The organism is Streptomyces sp. NRRL B-1140 (assembly GCF_001280065.1).
Taxonomy (GTDB): domain Bacteria; phylum Actinomycetota; class Actinomycetes; order Streptomycetales; family Streptomycetaceae; genus Streptomyces.
This window is the reverse complement of sequence record NZ_LGEA01000091.1, coordinates 99,361-114,848: the sequence shown is the minus strand read 5'-3', so window position 1 is coordinate 114,848 and position 15,488 is coordinate 99,361. Positions and strand designations below refer to the sequence as shown.

Genomic DNA, 15,488 nt, shown 5'->3' with positions numbered 1-15,488 from the left:
TCAGTTGGTGCCGATCCGGCTGAGCAGGTCGACGATCCGGGACTGCACCTCGTTGCTGGTGGACCGCTCCGCGAGGAACAGCACCGTCTCCCCGGAGGCCAGCCGCGGCAGGTCGGCCTGGTCGACGGCGGCCGTGTAGACGACGAGCGGGGTGCGGTTGAGCTGCCCGTTCGCCCGGAGCCAGTCGACGATCCCGGCGGCGCCCTCCTGCCGCCGCTGCACCTGCAGCAGGTCCATCACGACCAGGTTCGGCCGGAACTGTCCCGCCAGCGTCACCGCGTCCGCGTCGCTCGCGGCCCGCGCGACCTGCATCCCGCGCCGCTCCAGCGTCGCCGTCAGCGCCAGCGCGATCTCCGCGTGCTCCTCGACCAGCAGGACCCGCGGCGGGTGCTGCTCGGTGTCGCGCGGCGCCAGTGCCTTCAGCAGCACGGCCGGATCGGCGCCGTACGCCGCGTCCCGCGAGGCCTGTCCGAGCCCGGCCGTGACCAGTACGGGCACCTCGGCGGCCACGGCGGCCTGCCGCAGCGACTGCAGTGCCGTACGGGTGATCGGCCCGGTCAGCGGGTCGACGAACAGGGCGGCCGGGAACGCCGCGATCTGCGCGTCGACCTCCTCGCGCGAGTTCACGATCACCGGCCGGTAGCCGCGGTCGCTCAGCGCCTGCTGGGTGCTGACGTCCGGCGCGGGCCACACCAGCAGCCGCCGCGGGTTGTCCAGCGGCTCCGGCGGCAACTCGTCGTCCATCGGCTGCGGCCGCGGCGGATCGGCCACCTCGACCGCCCCGCCGGGCCCGTCCAGCGGCTCGGGCCCCTCGGCGGCGTTCTCGTCCGGTGCGCCTATGGCGTACGACCGCCCGCCGCCCTCGGTCATCTGCGCGAGGCGTGACTGACCGGCGAGCGACGGCTGAGCCGGGACGGGTGCGGTGGCCGGGGCGGGGACCTGAGCGGCGACCGGCGGCGGCGTGTGCTCGGCCGGCGGATGCGGCCGCGCGGCCTGCTCCGGACGGGACCCCTGGCCCGCCGGACGCGGCTGCCCCTGCTCCGGGCGGGCCGCCTGGTCCGTACGCGCCGCCGGGTCGGGCGGCGTGCCGAGCTTGCGGCGCCTGCCCGATCCGCCCGGCTGGTGCGGGGGAGGCGTCGCCGACTGCGGGACTGCCACGGCCGACGGCTGCTGGACCTGGGCCGCCTGCCGGGTGAACGGCACACCCTGGCCGAGCGTCCGCACGCTGATCGCACGCCCCTGCGTGGAGTTCGGATCGACGGGTGCCGCCGACTCCGCGGGCAGCGGCTGAGCCACCCGCGGCGCGCCCTCCGGCGGCAGCGGCGTGCCCGGCGCGGGCGTGTGCTGCTGCGCGGGCCGGGGCGGAGTGCCGTTCGCGGGCGCCGGGTGCGCCACCCCGGCCCCCGGCGTGTCGTCGGCGGCGGGCCAGGGCCGGGCGGCCGGGGTACCGCCGTGCGGCGGGGTGCCGTGGCCGTCCGTGCCGTGGGCGTTCGTGCCGGGAGCCGTGGCTCCGTGGGCCGGAGGTCCCTGAGGCGGGATCCCCTGTGCCGGAGCCGCCTGGGGCGGAATCGGCTGAGCGGGCGCGCCCTGGAACGGGGCGCCCCGCCCGGGAGCGGACTCAGCGGGGAGCGGCCGGCCGGCGGCGGGCTGCTGCCCGGGTGCGGCGATGCCCTGCTGCGGCAGGGGCCGGGCCGGGGCCTGAGGCTGCAGGACCTGCCCCGGAAGGGCGGCCTGCACACTCTGCCCGAGCCCACCCTGAGCGGGTACGGACACGCCCTGCGCGGGCACGGCGTGGGCCTGCCCCGGCACGGCGTTCCCCTGCGGAGGAACGGTGTCGCCCTGGGCGGGAACCGGCCCGCCCTGCGGTGGCACGGCCGTACCCGGCGCGACGGGGGCGGCGGCGACACCGCCCTGGCCGGGCGCTACCTGCCCCACCGGGATCTGGCCGGTGGCGTCCTGCTGCGCGGGAACGCCCTGCGCGGCCGGGGCGGGCACGGCCCCTGCCGGCATGGAAGCGGCAGGCATGGCACCCGCAGGGACAGGGCCCGCGGGCGTGGCACCCGCCGGTGCGGCACCCGCCTGGTCGGCAGCTCCTGGCGCAGGCGCTCCGGCTTCCTCGCCGGGCTGCGGCGTGGCGACGGCCCGGCGCCGGCGTCCGGTCGGCGCACTGGTCGGATGCGGCTGCGGCGGCGTGTGATCGGCGGACTGGTCGTGCGGAACGGCATCGTGCCGTCCCTCATCGGCCGCCCCGGGACCCGCCACGGCCTGCTGCGGCTGACCCTGGACCGGCACCTGCCCCTGCACCGGCATCTGTTGTCCCTGGGCGGGCACAGCGCCCGGGACCACATCCGCTGCGGCACCCGGCACGGCACCCGGTGCGGATTCCGGTGCGGCACCGGGCGTTCCGGTGGGGCCGCCGGTGACCTGCTGCCCCTGGTCGGCCTCGGCCGGGGCCTCCTGCCGGCCCGGGGGCGGAGTCTGGTCCGACCCGGCCGGCGGCAGCGCGAACACCGGACGCGGCCCGGCCGCCTCCTGTGCGGCGGCCGCCCGCTCGCCCGCCGCGGCCAGCGCTCGCCGTCGGCGCCCGCTCGCCTGCCGGCCCTGGCCCTCGTCGGCGGAAGAGCCGTCATCACCGGACGGCGACGCGGGCAGGGCGGGCGGCAGCGCCGCCTGCTCGCCGGGCTCCCGCCGGGCCCGTCGCCCGGACGGGGCGGGCACACCCTGCGGCGGCACGGTTCCGCCGAGGCCCGTGTTCGAGGCGGCGGTGCCCGCCGCGTGCTCGGCGGCCGTCACCACGGCCCCTTCGGCGATGCCCTGGACCGCACTGCCTATGGCAGCCGCACCGGCTTCCTCGGCCGAGCGCCGCCGACGCCCGGTGCCGCCGGACGCGCCGCCCGCCGGGGCGTCCTCACCGGAAGCCTGCGCCGGGAGAGCGGCCGGCTCCCCGGCGGCCCGCCGCCTGCGCCGTCCGGTGGGCACGGCTCCGTCGGCCCCGGGACCACCGGGAGCGTCGCCATCGCCACCGTGAACGTCGCCGTCCCCACCGTGAACGTCGCCGTCCAGGAAGGCATCGGTGGTGGCCCGCCGCGCCCGGCGCCGCCCCCCACCGGAGCTCTGCCCGGCGGCATCGAGGGCGGCCGGGTCCACGGCAGCGGCATCGACGGCAGCGGGGTCGACGAGCGCGAGCGCGGCGGACTCGTCCACCGGCTGGGCGGCGACGGCCCCCGCCCCGCCCCCGATCGGCACCTCCAGGACGTACGCGCTCCCGCTCATCCCCGGCACGTCATGCGTCTGCAGCACACCGCCGTGGGCCCGGACGATCCCGCGCACGATGGGCTCGTGCACGGTGTCGCCACCGGCGTACGGCCCGCGCACCTCGATGCGGACGACCTCGCCGCGCTGCGCCGCCGCCACGACGACGGTGTTGTCCAGGTAACCACCGGCCGACACGGGCGTGTTGCCGGTCGCGTCGACCCCCGCCACGTCCGCGACGAGATGCGCCAGGGCGGTGGCGAGCAGCCGGGGATCGACCTCGGCCTCGATGGGCGGCGCGTGCACGGCGAACTGCACCCGCCCGGGCCCGATGAGCTCGACGGCCCCGTCGACCCCGGCGGCGACGACGGCGTCCAGCATCACCTTCGTACGGGCGATGTCCTCGCTGCCCGCGTCGAGCCGCTGGTAGCCGAGGACGTTGTCGATCAGGGTCGTGATGCGCGCGTAGCCGGCCGACAGGTGGTGCAGCACCTGGTTGGCCTCGGGCCACAGCTGCCCGGCGTCGTCGGCGGCGAGCGCGGCCAGCTCACGGCGCAGCTCCTCCAGGGGGCCGCGCAGCGACCGGCCGAGCAGGGTCAGCAGCTGCTCGTGCCGGGCGGCGAGCGCCTCGAACCGGTCCTTCTCCCGCTCCCCGAGCGCCGCGTACCGGTCCTCGCCCGCGGCGAGTTCCTCTGCGTGCCGCTCGGTCAGCTCCTCCAGCTCGGTGACGTGCCGCTGGCGCAGCGCGGTGAGTTCGGAGGCGTGTTCCTCGGCGATCCGCTCCAGTTCCTCGGCGTGGCGCTTCTCCGCCGCTGCCTTCTCCTCGACGACGGCGTCGTAGGGCCGCCGGTCGGTGAAGGTCATCACGGCGCCGACGAGCTGCTCGCCGTCGCGCACGGGCGCGGTCGTCAGGTCGACCGGCACCTTGCCGCCGTCCTTGGCGTACAGCACCTGCCCGCGCACCCGGTGCTTGCGCCCGGAGCGCAGGGTGTCGGCGAGCGGGGAGTCCTCGTAGGGGAAGGGCGAGCCGTCGGCGCGCGAGTGCAGCACCAGGTCGTGCAGTTCGCGCCCGCCGAGATCGCTGGCCCGGAATCCCAGTATCTGGGCGGCGGCCGGGTTGACGAGCACGATCCGCCCGTCGGTGTCGGTGCCGACGACGCCCTCGGCCGCGGCCCGCAGGATCATCTCGGTCTGCCGCTGGGACCGGGCGAGCTCGGCCTCGGTGTCCACGGTCCCGGACAGGTCGCGCACGACGAGCATGAGCAGCTCGTCGCCGGTGTAGCCGTAACCGTCGTAGGCCTGCTGGCCGTTCTCGAGATTCGCACTGGTGACCTCGACGGGGAACTCGGTCCCGTCGGTCCTGCGCGCGATCATCCGGGTCGGCTTGGTCCGGGCATGCGGATCGAGGTGCTCCGGCCGGCGCATCGAGCCGGGGATGAGCTTGGAGTCGAACTGCGGCAGCAGATCGAGCAGCCCGCGCCCCACCAGAGCGGTCCCCGGGGTCTCGAAGGCCTCCAGGGCGATGGTGTTGGCGTTGACGACCGTGCCGTTGGCGTTGACCAGGACCAACGCGTCGGGAAGCGCGTCCAGTATGGCTGCGAGGCGAGCAGCGCCCCGGGATGGCCTGCTGCTCACGAGACGCTTCCTCCCTGTTACCGCACCTTGCCGACCGCTCGGGCCATCTTGCCAACCGTCCCGCGGCGTGTCACGCGAGGGAGTCTAAGGGTTGCGGTTGCGCTCGCGACGCCGGATGAGAGGGACGTCGCACGAGGAAGTGACCCCGAACTGACGACCGAGTAACCGTGAAACGCCCGCCCTCCTGCGACGACGTCGCGGGACCTTCGCGGGACCTTTACGACGACGGCTTTTCTGTAGCTTTTGGCCGGGCTGGCGTGATGGGGGCGGAGAGTGGCGCAAATGGGATGCGCGATGAGGGGCGCCGGACGTCGCTCAGGCGCCGGGGGCCCGCCCTCGACTGCCTCAGGCCTTGGCGCCTCGGGCGCCTCGGGCGCCTCCCATGTCCGGCAGCAGCGGCACGAGCCGGTCCCACCGGGAGATCTGGCAGCCGTCGCGGCGGTCGTACGTGGCGTCTACGGGCCGGCCGGCCCAGGTGCCCGTGACGTGCGCGGTGGCCGGGCCGCCGTACTGCATCGTGCAGAAGCCGCCCTCCGGCGCGGACGCGAAGACGTCCTGGCCCCACCTCGTGTCCCGCCTCAGGGCGGCACAGGCGCCGCCCGGGTCGGGGTGGCTGCCGCCGTCGGGGTCGCAGTACAGCTCGAACGTCCCGTCGGACCCGCCGCCCGCGTTCCGCACCGTGACGGTCAGGTGATCCCGGTCCCGGCCCTCGCCGGGCCCGGCCGGGGACAGCAGTCCGGTCCCTTCGGCCTGGGCGTACGCGTCCGGGGGTGCCGCGGTCAGCGATCCGGCGACGGCGACGGAGGCGGCGGCGCCGACGAGGAGGCGCCGCAGGACGGGGCGGGCGGTGGCCCGGGGGTTGGCACGCAACATGCCGTGCCTAACGCGACGCGGGCCCGGACGTTGCGCGCGGACGCCCGGGCGGGGCACGCACGGGCCTGACAAGGTCTTTGCCCCGTGCCCTTCCCGCCTAGTACCGTGGGGGTCGATTGGTGACAGCACGCTCGACTGTGTCATCATCGGCACGCACCGCTCGCGCTCGCGCGGGAGTGATGCTGGAGGCGTCGCCTAGTCCGGTCTATGGCGCCGCACTGCTAATGCGGTTTGGGTCTTAAAGCCCATCGAGGGTTCAAATCCCTCCGCCTCCGCACTCGATCACGAAGCCCCGGTCATCCGACCGGGGCTTCGCTGTCGTTGCCTTCGAAAGTGCGGCCTGAAGTGTCGTTTCCGCAGCTCACAAGGGGTGCGGCTAACGGATTTCACATGGCGGCGGCAGTCATGTAATGTTCTTCCTGTCGCCGCGAGCGAGCCGGAAGGCCCGAGAGCGGCGAAAAAACAGAACAAGCACTCGTAGCTTAACGGATAGAGCATCTGACTACGGATCAGAAGGTTGCAGGTTCGAATCCTGCCGAGTGCACACAGGTCAAAGGCCCCGCCGGTTCGCCCGGCGGGGCCTTTGACGTCACCGCTGACATCAACGTCTACGTAGGCCGTGCCGATGACGTGATGAAGGCTTCTGACTACAAGATCTCTTCTTGGGGGATCCTGGGCCACCGCTCGTCCCCACCACGGACGCCCAGGTGTTGTGCCGATTGTGCTGTGCCTGAGAACCCGGGGACGCATAGATCACCTTGACGAGGTGGTCTTGCGGTGGGACACCGTCCATCACGTCGTAGCCGAGATGCCGAGTTCGGCGAGCAGCCCACGTACGCGCTGCTCGATCTCATCCCGGATGGGCCGCACCGCGTCGGCACCTTTGCCCGCCGGGTCCTCCAGCTGCCAGTCCAGGTATCGCTTGCCGGGGAAGACGGGGCAGGTGTCTCCGCAGCCCATCGTGATCACCACGTCCGAGGACTGCACCGCTTCGGTGGTGAGGACCTTGGGTGTCTCGGCGGAGATGTCGATGCCGACCTCCGCCATGGCCTGGACGACGGCGGGGTTGACCGCATCGGCAGGGGCGGAGCCGGCCGAACGGACCTCCACCTGGCCGCCGCTGAGGTGTGTAAGGAACGCGGCGCCCATCTGGGAGCGGCCGGCGTTGTGGACGCAGACGAACAGGGCCGAGGGGCGCGGGGCGGGGGTGCTCATGGCAGGCGTCTTTCGAGAGAGCGGAGCGGGTCACGAGGAGGCGAGCTCTGGTTCGCCGTGTGGGACGACGACCTTGTCCCCGGTGGGAGCGGGACGGCCGTACACCGCGATCACGGCACCAAGCCCGAGCACGGCCCCGGCCGATTGGGCAGCGATGAACGCGGTGACGGAGGCAGGGGCGATTCCGGCGAAGGTGTCGGTGAAGGCCCGGCCGATCGTCACTGCCGGGTTCGCGAAGGAGGTGGAGGAGGTGAACCAGTAGGCGGCACCGATGTAGGAGGCCACGGCCACCGGTGCGAGGGAGGCGTTGCCGATACGGTCGAGTCCGAAGATCAGTAGGATCAGCCCGGCCGTGGCGACCACCTCGCCGAGCCATAGGTGAGCGGCGGAGCGGTCGTGCGTGGACCACTCGACGAGCGGCTTGGCGAACATGGCGTCGGCCAGGATCGCCCCGCCCACGGCCCCGGCGATCTGCGCGGGCACATAGCCGGTCACGTCTCGCAGGGTGAGGCCGTCCTCCTTGTGGCGGCCGGTGTACCAGGCGGCGAGGGTGACGACCGGGTTGAAGTGTGCGCCGGAGACCGGTCCGAGCAGGGTGATCAGCACGCCCAGGCCGAAGACGGTGGCGAGGGAATTGGCGAGGAGCTGCACGCCCACGTCGTGTGACAGCTCAGTGGCCTGGATCCCGGAGCCGACCACAACCGCCACCAGCAGCCCGGTTCCCAGGGCTTCAGCGGCGAGGCGTCGGCCCAAGGGGGCGGTCACGCGGTGGCTCCGGCAGTCTGCGGCGTGGTCAGGAATGCGGCGAGCCGGTCCAGAACACCGGGCAGCACCCAGTAGTAGACCCAGGTCCCGCGTCGCTCGCAGTCGATGAGTCCGGCCTGCCGGAGCAGCTTGAGGTGGTGGGAGATCGTCGGCTGGGACAGGTCGAAGGCCGGGGTCAGCTCACACACGCAGACCTCCCCGCCCTCCCCGCGCGAGGCGATCATCGACATCAGGCGCAGCCGTACCGGGTCGCCCAGGGCCTTGAACACCTTCGCCAGATCCGTGGCCTGGTCCTCGCCGAGCGGTGCGGCGGACAGGCCCGGGCAGCAGGTGGCGTCCTGGCCGATCATCCCAAGCTCTTGCTTCGACATGTGTCTATGTTGACGTTTTTCGATTCAAGGCGCAAGGTTGCATCAATGAACGTCAATACAAGCCGTTCCGGGGTACCGCCATACCCCCTCCCCCAGGAGTGAAGTCATGAGCGAGCAGTCCATCGACCTACGCGAAACCGTCCGCGAGCGCTACGCCGCAGCGGCCGTGAAGGTCACCGAGGGCGGTACCGCCTGTTGCGGACCGCAGCCCGTCGAGGTCGACGAGAACTTCGGGTCCACCCTCTACGCCGCCGACGAGCGCGACGCCCTTCCCGCTGAGGCCGTCGCCGCCTCCCTCGGCTGCGGAAACCCGACCGCGGTCGCCGAACTGCGCGAGGGTGAACGCGTCCTCGACCTGGGGTCGGGCGGCGGCATCGACGTGCTGCTCTCCGCTCGTCGTGTCGGTCCGACCGGCAAGGCGTACGGGGTGGACATGACCGACGAGATGCTGGCCCTGGCCCTTGCCAATGCCGAGAAGGCAGGCGCGGCGAACGTCGAGTTCCTGAAGGGCACCATCGAGGCCATCCCGCTGCCTGCGAACACCATCGACGTGGTGATCTCGAACTGCGTGATCAACCTGTCCGTCGACAAGCCTGCCGTGTTCGCCGAGAGCTTCCGTGTCCTGAAGCCCGGTGGTCGCATGGGCGTCTCCGACGTCGTCGCAGACGACACCCTCACACCCGAGCAGCGAGCCGAGCGCGGCGACTACGTCGGCTGCATCGCCGGTGCTCTGTCGTTCGCCGAATACCGCAAAGGGCTGGAGACGGCCGGCTTCACGGACGTCGAGATCATTCCCACCCACCCCGTTGCCGACGGCATGCATTCCGCGATCGTCCGCGCGGTCAAGCCCGCCGGCGAGATCGAGGCGGCCGGTCCTTCCGCGACCGCCGCGTGCTGCGGCGTGGATGCCTGTTGCACGCCCGACGAGCAGGCTACTGATTCGTCGACCACGGTTGCCGAGGCCAAGGCCGCGAGCGGCTGCGGCTGCCAGGGCTGACGGCAACCTTTACGGCAACGACGGCACACTCGAGCCGCCGGACGCCACCGTCAGCGATCGTGGCGGGAGAGAGCCGAGCAGACGCTCCGTCGACCGGATGGACACCCTCACCTGCCGTCCAGGGCTGCGTCGCGACGACCCGGCACTCCGCACCCGACGGCTCCGCGGCCACAACCCCACGGCGACTCGCGCCAGTTCGCTTACGATCACGTGGCCGCTGCTGGGCAGGACATCGGAGGGGACACGGTCGTGAGCAGAACAGAGGGCCACGGAGGCCGCCGACGAGGCGGGGGCATGGCTGCGTTGGCTGTCGCAACGGTGCTGCTTCCGCTCATGGCGGGGTGTGGCGCGGGCGATGACGACTCCGACCCCGGCGCCAAGGGCACCGAGGCGACTGCCGGACAGCAGGGCGGGAGCAAGAGCGCAGACAAGGGGAGCGGGGCCTTCCCGGAGAGCGGTGTGATCGTCACCGCCGTGTGTTCCGTGCCCGCGAGCAAGCCGGCGGTCGTGACGGTCACAGGCTGGGATCCGGAAACGTGGGAACGGACGGTCTCGCGGGACTTCACCGTCCCGGCCGAGGCCGTGGTCGCCGAGGCCGACGATGTCGCCTCCCCGCTCGTGGAACTGTGTGCTGACAACTTCCCCGGTGTCAGCGCGTCCGAGGACGGGCCGCGCGCCGTGGCCCCCACCAGGCTGCGGCAACTCTTCGACAAGGACTTCTCCCGGATGGCCGTCGTCCTCATCGACCGGGAGACCGAGGCGACAGGGGTGGGCTACGTCGACACGAGCGGCAAGCTGACCAAGTTGTCGGGTGAACAGGGCGAGGACTTCGGTGACACGCCCAAGGAGGAGAACGCCGTCTTCGCCCAGGACGGCAGCGCTGTCTGGTTCACCGAGACCGACTCCTCGGATCATGTGCGGATCGCCAGCCGTTCCGTGGCGGGTGATCACGCGGTGACCGAGCACGGGGGCGGTGATGGCAGTTACATGGACGAGGCCGGCCTTGCGCTCGCGGGTGACCCGGTGCGCGGGCTCTTCGGCAAGGAGGTCCGGATCAGCCCCGACGGGCGCAGGGCCACGGCCTTCATCACCTGGAAGGGCTACAACGTGGCCGACGTGCCACAGCGCAGTGCGCTGCTCAAGGCCGAGCGTGTGAAGGCAAACCGCATGCCGTTCGACGCCGACTGCTCCCCCTACGGCTGGGTCGACGACAGGACCGTGCTGTGCGGCCCTCGACTCGAGAAGGCCGAGGACCCGAAGCGGGAGAACTCCTTCTGGACGCTGGACACCTCGCGACTCGACGGCACCGCGGATCTCCCGAAGGGTGCCCTGGGTGGTCCGATCATCCCGGCGACGGATCGGAAGAACACGGTCCGGGCCATTTCACAGAACGGCAAGCAGATGATCTTCGCCTCGATTCAGGGCACCCGGCTCGATTTCTTCGTCTCGGCCATCGCTCCCGGCGCGACCCCGAAGAAGATCACCGCAAGGGGCGCGAACAGGGCGCTGAGCGTGGGAGAGGTCCTGGAATGGCGGTGAGGGCCGACGCTCTCTGGCTCTCGGTCTCCTCCTTCCATGCCGGTGGCGCGCCGCCTCGTGCAAGGGGACGCTGGTAGTCGGGGGCAACGTGATGGAGGGGTACTCCATGACTCGGACCAGCCCGGACCACAAGGCGCGTACACCGTTTCTCTCCCGCCCCGGCGTCCGCCGCTTCCTGCCGTTCGTCCTGATCAGCGCGGTCGCCCTGGTCTTCATCTTCGAGAACCGCTCGGACGTCGAGATCCGCCTGCTCGTGCCGATCGTGACCATGCCGCTGTGGGGAGCCCTCCTGATCGCGTGGGCTCTCGGCATGCTCGCCTGCGTCTTCACCGTGCGCCGGCGGTCGAGCCGGCATTCACGGCAGATGAAGTAGGTCCGTCAGTCCGGGCGGCAGTGTTCCTCCAGGTAGGTAGCCGCCAGCGTGCTCGCGCGGGTGAACCAGTCGTGCAGGACCGCGATCTCGTCCGGTGAGTACTGGGCGAAGAGCTGCGTGAGGCGGGCGTAGTACGGCTCGTAGACCTCCCGGACCCGGGCGACCGCGTCGGGCTGGGCCGCGACGCGGATGCGGCGGCGGTCCGTGGGGTCGGGGCGGCGGGTGATGTAGCCGGCGCGCTCCAGGCGGTTGAGGATGCCGGTGACCGCGCCGGTCGTGACATGGACGCGAGCCGCCAGGTCGCCCGCCGTGGGCAGGTTCTCGCCGGCCTCGATGACATAGGCGAAGCAGGTGAGGTCGGTCACACTCAAGCCCACCTGCTGGGCGATCTCGTGCTGCCCGACCAGGTGCGTCGCGATGAGCTGGTCCATCGCCGACAGTGCCTGCTCCGGTGTCGCGGCCGGACGAGGCTTCGCGTGCATTCCCAGATCCCTTAGTTCGTGAGATGTTTGGGTCGTAAAAGTCTTAGCAGATGAGGGGTTCGGTGGATCGGGCCCTCGGTGCGAGGGAGCGGCACATGAGTGCACATCAGTATGACCACGGGCACACGGTCGCGGGGTGGGTCGGATTCGCCATCGCCTCGGTCGGGGCCGGTGTGGCCGGACTGGGGGTCTGCACCGTCTCCGGCGCGCTGATCGCCGGCGGACTGGCGATCGGGCTCGTGGCTCTGCTCGTCACGTGGGCCCTGCATCTTGCCGGGTGGGGGAAGGGGCCGGGCGTGCGGCCCCGGGCGGAGTGGGGCTGGCGCGTGCGGGACTCGGCGGCGCCGGGCGGGCACGAGGAGTGCCTGGGGTGCCGGCTGGCCGGGCGCGGGCGGCGTACGGCGGGTGCGGTGCGGCCGGTCATGCCGGTGCAGCGCGCGGGCGAGCCGGAGACCGTCGCCGCGGCGGGGGCCGACTCCGTGAGGTGAGGCCCGGTCCTCACCAGGCGGCCCCGGTCAGCGACCCCCAGCCGCCCCATCAGCCGCCCCATCAGCCGCCCCCGATGTCAGTGGTGCCCCCTACCCTCGGCAGAGATGGCACAGGCATGGAAGTGCTCGGGGCTGCGGTGGTCGGCGGACGGTCCCGTGCTGATGTGGGCCGGTGGGCGGCGCAGTGCGCTGACCTGGGGGAAACGCGTGGCTTTCGAGGTCGCGGACGGGGGTGTGCGCAGCTGCGTGGGGGCTCGGGGGCACGTGTGCCCGCTGGGTGCGGCCGTGCCGGGGCGGAGTACGGCGGCGCGCTGCGAGGAGTGTGCCCGGCTGGACCGGGCGCACTCGGTGGCGGCCGACACCCTCGCCGACGACCCACGGCCGTACCGCGTGTACCTGGCGTGGTTCGGGCCCGGCATGGTCAAGGTCGGGATCACGGCCCGGGAGCGGGGTGGCGCGCGGCTGCTCGAGCAGGGAGCCGTCTGTTTCACCTGGCTCGGCGTCGGTCCGCTCATGGCCGCGCGGCGTACGGAGGAGCTGCTCAGGGCCGCCCTGCGGGTGCCCGACCGGATTCCGTACGCCGCGAAGCGGGCCGTGCGGGCCGCGCTGCCGGAGGCCGCCGACGACCGGGCCCGTGAGGTCGCCGAGCTGTACGAGCGGGCCGTCGCGCTCCCCGCGTGGCCGGAGTCGCTCGTACGGGAGCCGCTGCGGGTCGTCGACCACGTGGGGGTGTTCGGGCTCGCCGGGGTGCCCGCGGCCGTCGGGGACGTGAGAGAGCTCGTCGCCGGAGGTGCGGTCGGTGGGGAGCTGGTCGCGGCGGCCGGACCCGATCTGCATCTGGTCACCGGCGGCGGGGTCGTGGTGCTCGACACGCGGTTGATGACCGGGTGGGGGCTGGTGCCCGCCACCGGGAGTGAGGTGACCGTCCCGGTCAGGCAGTTCAAGGAGGACTCGAGCGTGCAGGACGGCTTGTTCTGAGCCGGCCAGGCTTACCAGGCGTTCTCTGAGCAAGCCCGGCTCGTCATGCACCGAGCCCGCCTCCCAGGGGCCCCTTGAGAAACGCCTGTGTGTTTCTCAGACAAATCACAGGTTGGCGAAAGCATGTTCTCAGAGGCCCTCGACATCGTGTTCGCATGACCACGACCTCGCCCCAGGGGCGCACCGAACTGCTCAGGCCGGACGGGAGCCCCGTCCGCGTGCTCGTGGTGGACGACGAGCTGTCGATCACGGAGCTGCTGTCCATGGCCCTGCGCTACGAGGGATGGCAGATCCGCAGTGCCGGTGACGGCACGGGCGCGATCCAGACCGCCCGCGACTTCCGGCCCGACGCCGTCGTCCTCGACATGATGCTGCCCGACATGGACGGGCTGGCCGTCCTCGGGCGGCTGCGCCGGGAACTGCCGGACGTGCCCGTGCTGTTCCTGACCGCCAAGGACGCCGTCGAGGACCGGATCGCCGGGCTGACGGCCGGCGGGGACGACTACGTCACCAAGCCGTTCAGCCTGGAGGAGGTCGTCGCACGACTGCGGGGTCTGATCCGCCGCTCCGGTGCCGCAGACCGGCGCTCCGACTCCACGCTGGTGGTCGGCGACCTCACCCTCGACGAGGACAGCCACGAGGTGACCCGGGCCGGGGACGACATCCATCTGACCGCCACCGAGTTCGAGCTGCTGCGGTTCCTGATGCGCAATCCGCGCCGGGTGCTCAGCAAGGCGCAGATCCTCGACCGCGTGTGGTCGTACGACTTCGGCGGCCAGGCCAACGTCGTCGAGCTGTACATCTCCTATCTGCGGCGGAAGATCGACGCCGGGCGCGAGCCAATGATCCACACGCGGCGCGGTGCCGGTTACCTGATCAAGCCCGCGGCGTCGTGAGCGGACGGCGGCGGCCGGGTACGCGGCAGCGGCCGGGCAGGCGTTGGGCAGGCAGGCCGCGCACGCTGCGGACACGGCTCGTCGTCGCGTCCGTGGTGCTGATCGCCGTGGTGTGCGCGGTGATCGGCACGGTGACGACCGTGGCACTGCGGTCGCATCTGTACGAGCAGTTGGACGGCCAACTCGGTGTGGCCGCGGTCAGAGCCGCCCAGAGCCCGCCCGGGGTCGGCCCCGGTCAGGGCATGAACGGCGGCTCCGGCCAGTCCGTGCAGAAGAGGGAGAGCCTGACCGACTTCGTCACCCGGGGGCCGCAGCCGGGCGGCACGGTCGCCGCCAAGATAGTGAGCGGCCGGATCACCGAGTCCGCGTACGGCGTGTCCGAGGACAACCAGCCGATGAGGGCGCGCTCGCTGGATGCTGCCCAGGCCGCGGCCCTCACCTCCGTGCCGCAGGTCGACGGGACGCTGCGGACCGTCGACCTCCCGGGCCTGGGTGAGTACCGGGTCGGATACAAGAGCGGCGACAAGGGCGACTACTACGTCGCCATCCCCACCAGGGACGTCACCAACACCGTCAACACCCTGATCCTGGTGGAGATCAGCGTCACGGCAGCCGGTCTGGCCGCGGCGGGGCTGGCCGGCTCCGTGCTGATCGGCGTGGCCACCCGGCCCCTGCGCCGCGTCGCCGCCACCGCCACCCGGGTCTCCGAACTCCCCCTGCACACCGGTGAGGTGAACCTCAGCGAGCGCGTGCCCGACTCCGAGACCGACCCGCACACCGAGGTCGGCCGGGTCGGCGCCGCGCTCAACCGGATGCTCGACCACGTCCACGGCGCCCTGCACGCACGGCAGCGGAGCGAGACACGGGTCCGGCAGTTCGTCGCCGACGCCAGTCACGAGCTGCGCACCCCCCTCGCCTCCATCCGCGGGTACGCCGAACTGACCAGACGCGGGCACGAGGACGTCGGACCGGACACCCGGCACGCCCTCGGGCGGATCGAGTCCGAAGCCGGGCGCATGACGCTGCTCGTCGAGGATCTGCTGCTGCTCGCCCGGCTCGACGCCGGCCGGCCCCTGCAGTTCGAGCAGACCGACCTCGTCCCGCTCGTCGTGGACACCGTCAGCGACGCCCGTGCCGCCGGCCAGGACCACAACTGGCGCCTCGACCTGCCCGACGAGCCCGCGCTCGTGCCCGCGGACGCGGCCCGGCTGCACCAGGTCCTCGTCAACCTGCTCGGCAACGCGCGCAGCCACACGCCACCCGGGACGACCGTCACCGCCCGCGTCCAGCGGCGCGGACCCTGGCTGTGCGTGGACGTGGAGGACGACGGGCCGGGCATTCCGGCCGAGTTGCTGCCGCACGTCTTCGAACGGTTCGCGCGCGGCGACTCCGCGCGTTCCCGCACCAACGGCTCGACCGGCCTCGGCCTGGCCATCGTGCAGGCCGTGGTGGCCGCGCACGGCGGTGCCGTGACCGTCGACAGCGTGCCCGGGCGGACCGTTTTCACGGTGCGGCTGCCCGCGTACCCCGCGCAGCCGCAGCCGGACATGAGCCGGCAACAGCACTCACAGGCACGCCACAGCGTCACCACACGGGCACGACAGGGCGCCTGACGAAGGTCGGT

13 protein-coding genes and 2 tRNA genes are annotated in these 15,488 nt (G+C 72.5%); 9 read left to right on the top strand and 6 right to left on the bottom strand.

The features are described 5' to 3' along the window. Nucleotides 1-4,887 (bottom strand): PAS domain-containing protein, encoded by a 4,887-nt coding sequence (locus tag ADK65_RS12445; protein ID WP_078955935.1) that lies wholly within the window; start codon nt 4,885-4,887, stop codon nt 1-3. Nucleotides 4,888-5,232: 345 nt separating this feature from the next. Next, the gene (locus ADK65_RS12440; RefSeq protein WP_234352859.1) at nt 5,233-5,757 is read right to left on the bottom strand and encodes an SSI family serine proteinase inhibitor; all 525 of its coding nucleotides are present in this window, start codon (nt 5,755-5,757) and stop codon (nt 5,233-5,235) included. Between the two features lie 187 nt (nt 5,758-5,944). Between ADK65_RS12440 and ADK65_RS12435 the strand changes: the two genes are divergently transcribed. Next, nucleotides 5,945-6,035, top strand: a tRNA-Ser gene (locus ADK65_RS12435). Nucleotides 6,036-6,231: 196 nt separating this feature from the next. After that, a tRNA-Arg gene (locus tag ADK65_RS12430) sits at nt 6,232-6,304 on the top strand. 248 nt (nt 6,305-6,552) lie between these two features. On the opposite strand, the gene ADK65_RS12425 is transcribed toward ADK65_RS12430, so the two are convergent. The 3 genes from ADK65_RS12425 to ADK65_RS12415 are packed head-to-tail and all read right to left on the bottom strand — an operon-like array spanning nt 6,553 to nt 8,111. Continuing rightward, nucleotides 6,553-6,975: an arsenate reductase ArsC gene (locus ADK65_RS12425; protein ID WP_053670038.1), complete on the bottom strand. Its 423-nt coding sequence runs from the start codon at nt 6,973-6,975 to the stop codon at nt 6,553-6,555. A 30-nt stretch (nt 6,976-7,005) separates the two neighbouring features. Further along, entirely contained in the window at nt 7,006-7,740 is a 735-nt protein-coding gene (locus tag ADK65_RS12420; protein WP_199825614.1) for an aquaporin, read from the bottom strand. After that, nucleotides 7,737-8,111: an ArsR/SmtB family transcription factor gene (locus ADK65_RS12415; protein WP_078955933.1), complete on the bottom strand. Its 375-nt coding sequence runs from the start codon at nt 8,109-8,111 to the stop codon at nt 7,737-7,739. Before ADK65_RS12415 ends, ADK65_RS12420 begins: the two co-directional genes overlap by 4 nt. Nucleotides 8,112-8,217: 106 nt before the next feature. Here ADK65_RS12415 and arsM point away from each other — a divergent pair, with 106 nt between their 5' ends. The 3 genes from arsM (at nt 8,218) to ADK65_RS12400 (ending at nt 11,020) form a co-directional block, all read left to right on the top strand. Continuing rightward, nucleotides 8,218-9,108, top strand: coding sequence for an arsenite methyltransferase (arsM, locus tag ADK65_RS12410; RefSeq protein ID WP_053670035.1), 891 nt, complete (start codon nt 8,218-8,220; stop codon nt 9,106-9,108). A 294-nt stretch (nt 9,109-9,402) separates the two neighbouring features. Then, nucleotides 9,403-10,647, top strand: coding sequence for a hypothetical protein (locus ADK65_RS12405; RefSeq protein ID WP_159038772.1), 1,245 nt, complete (start codon nt 9,403-9,405; stop codon nt 10,645-10,647). A gap of 106 nt (nt 10,648-10,753) precedes the next feature. Further along, on the top strand, nt 10,754-11,020 hold the full coding sequence (locus ADK65_RS12400) for a hypothetical protein (RefSeq protein WP_053670033.1): 267 nt from the start codon (nt 10,754-10,756) through the stop codon (nt 11,018-11,020). Between the two features lie 5 nt (nt 11,021-11,025). Here ADK65_RS12400 and ADK65_RS12395 read toward each other — a convergent pair whose 3' ends face one another. Then, nucleotides 11,026-11,502, bottom strand: a complete 477-nt coding sequence (locus tag ADK65_RS12395; protein ID WP_053670032.1) for a MarR family winged helix-turn-helix transcriptional regulator — start codon at nt 11,500-11,502, stop codon at nt 11,026-11,028. Between the two features lie 95 nt (nt 11,503-11,597). On the opposite strand from ADK65_RS12395, the gene ADK65_RS12390 reads away from it, so the two are divergent. The 4 genes from ADK65_RS12390 (at nt 11,598) to ADK65_RS12375 (ending at nt 15,477) form a co-directional block, all read left to right on the top strand. Beyond that, a complete protein-coding gene (locus ADK65_RS12390; RefSeq protein WP_053670031.1) occupies nt 11,598-11,990 on the top strand; it encodes an HGxxPAAW family protein in 393 nt (130 codons plus the stop codon). Nucleotides 11,991-12,095: 105 nt separating this feature from the next. After that, nucleotides 12,096-12,968 carry a DUF2797 domain-containing protein gene (locus ADK65_RS12385; RefSeq protein WP_078955932.1) on the top strand — a complete coding sequence of 291 codons (873 nt, stop codon included), beginning with the start codon at nt 12,096-12,098 and terminating at the stop codon, nt 12,966-12,968. 155 nt (nt 12,969-13,123) lie between these two features. Next, complete coding sequence (locus ADK65_RS12380; protein WP_053670029.1) at nt 13,124-13,864, top strand: response regulator transcription factor; 741 nt, start codon at nt 13,124-13,126, stop codon at nt 13,862-13,864. After that, entirely contained in the window at nt 13,861-15,477 is a 1,617-nt protein-coding gene (locus ADK65_RS12375; protein WP_053670028.1) for a sensor histidine kinase, read from the top strand. The genes ADK65_RS12380 and ADK65_RS12375 overlap by 4 nt, the downstream gene beginning before the upstream one ends. Nucleotides 15,478-15,488: the final 11 nt, after the last annotated feature.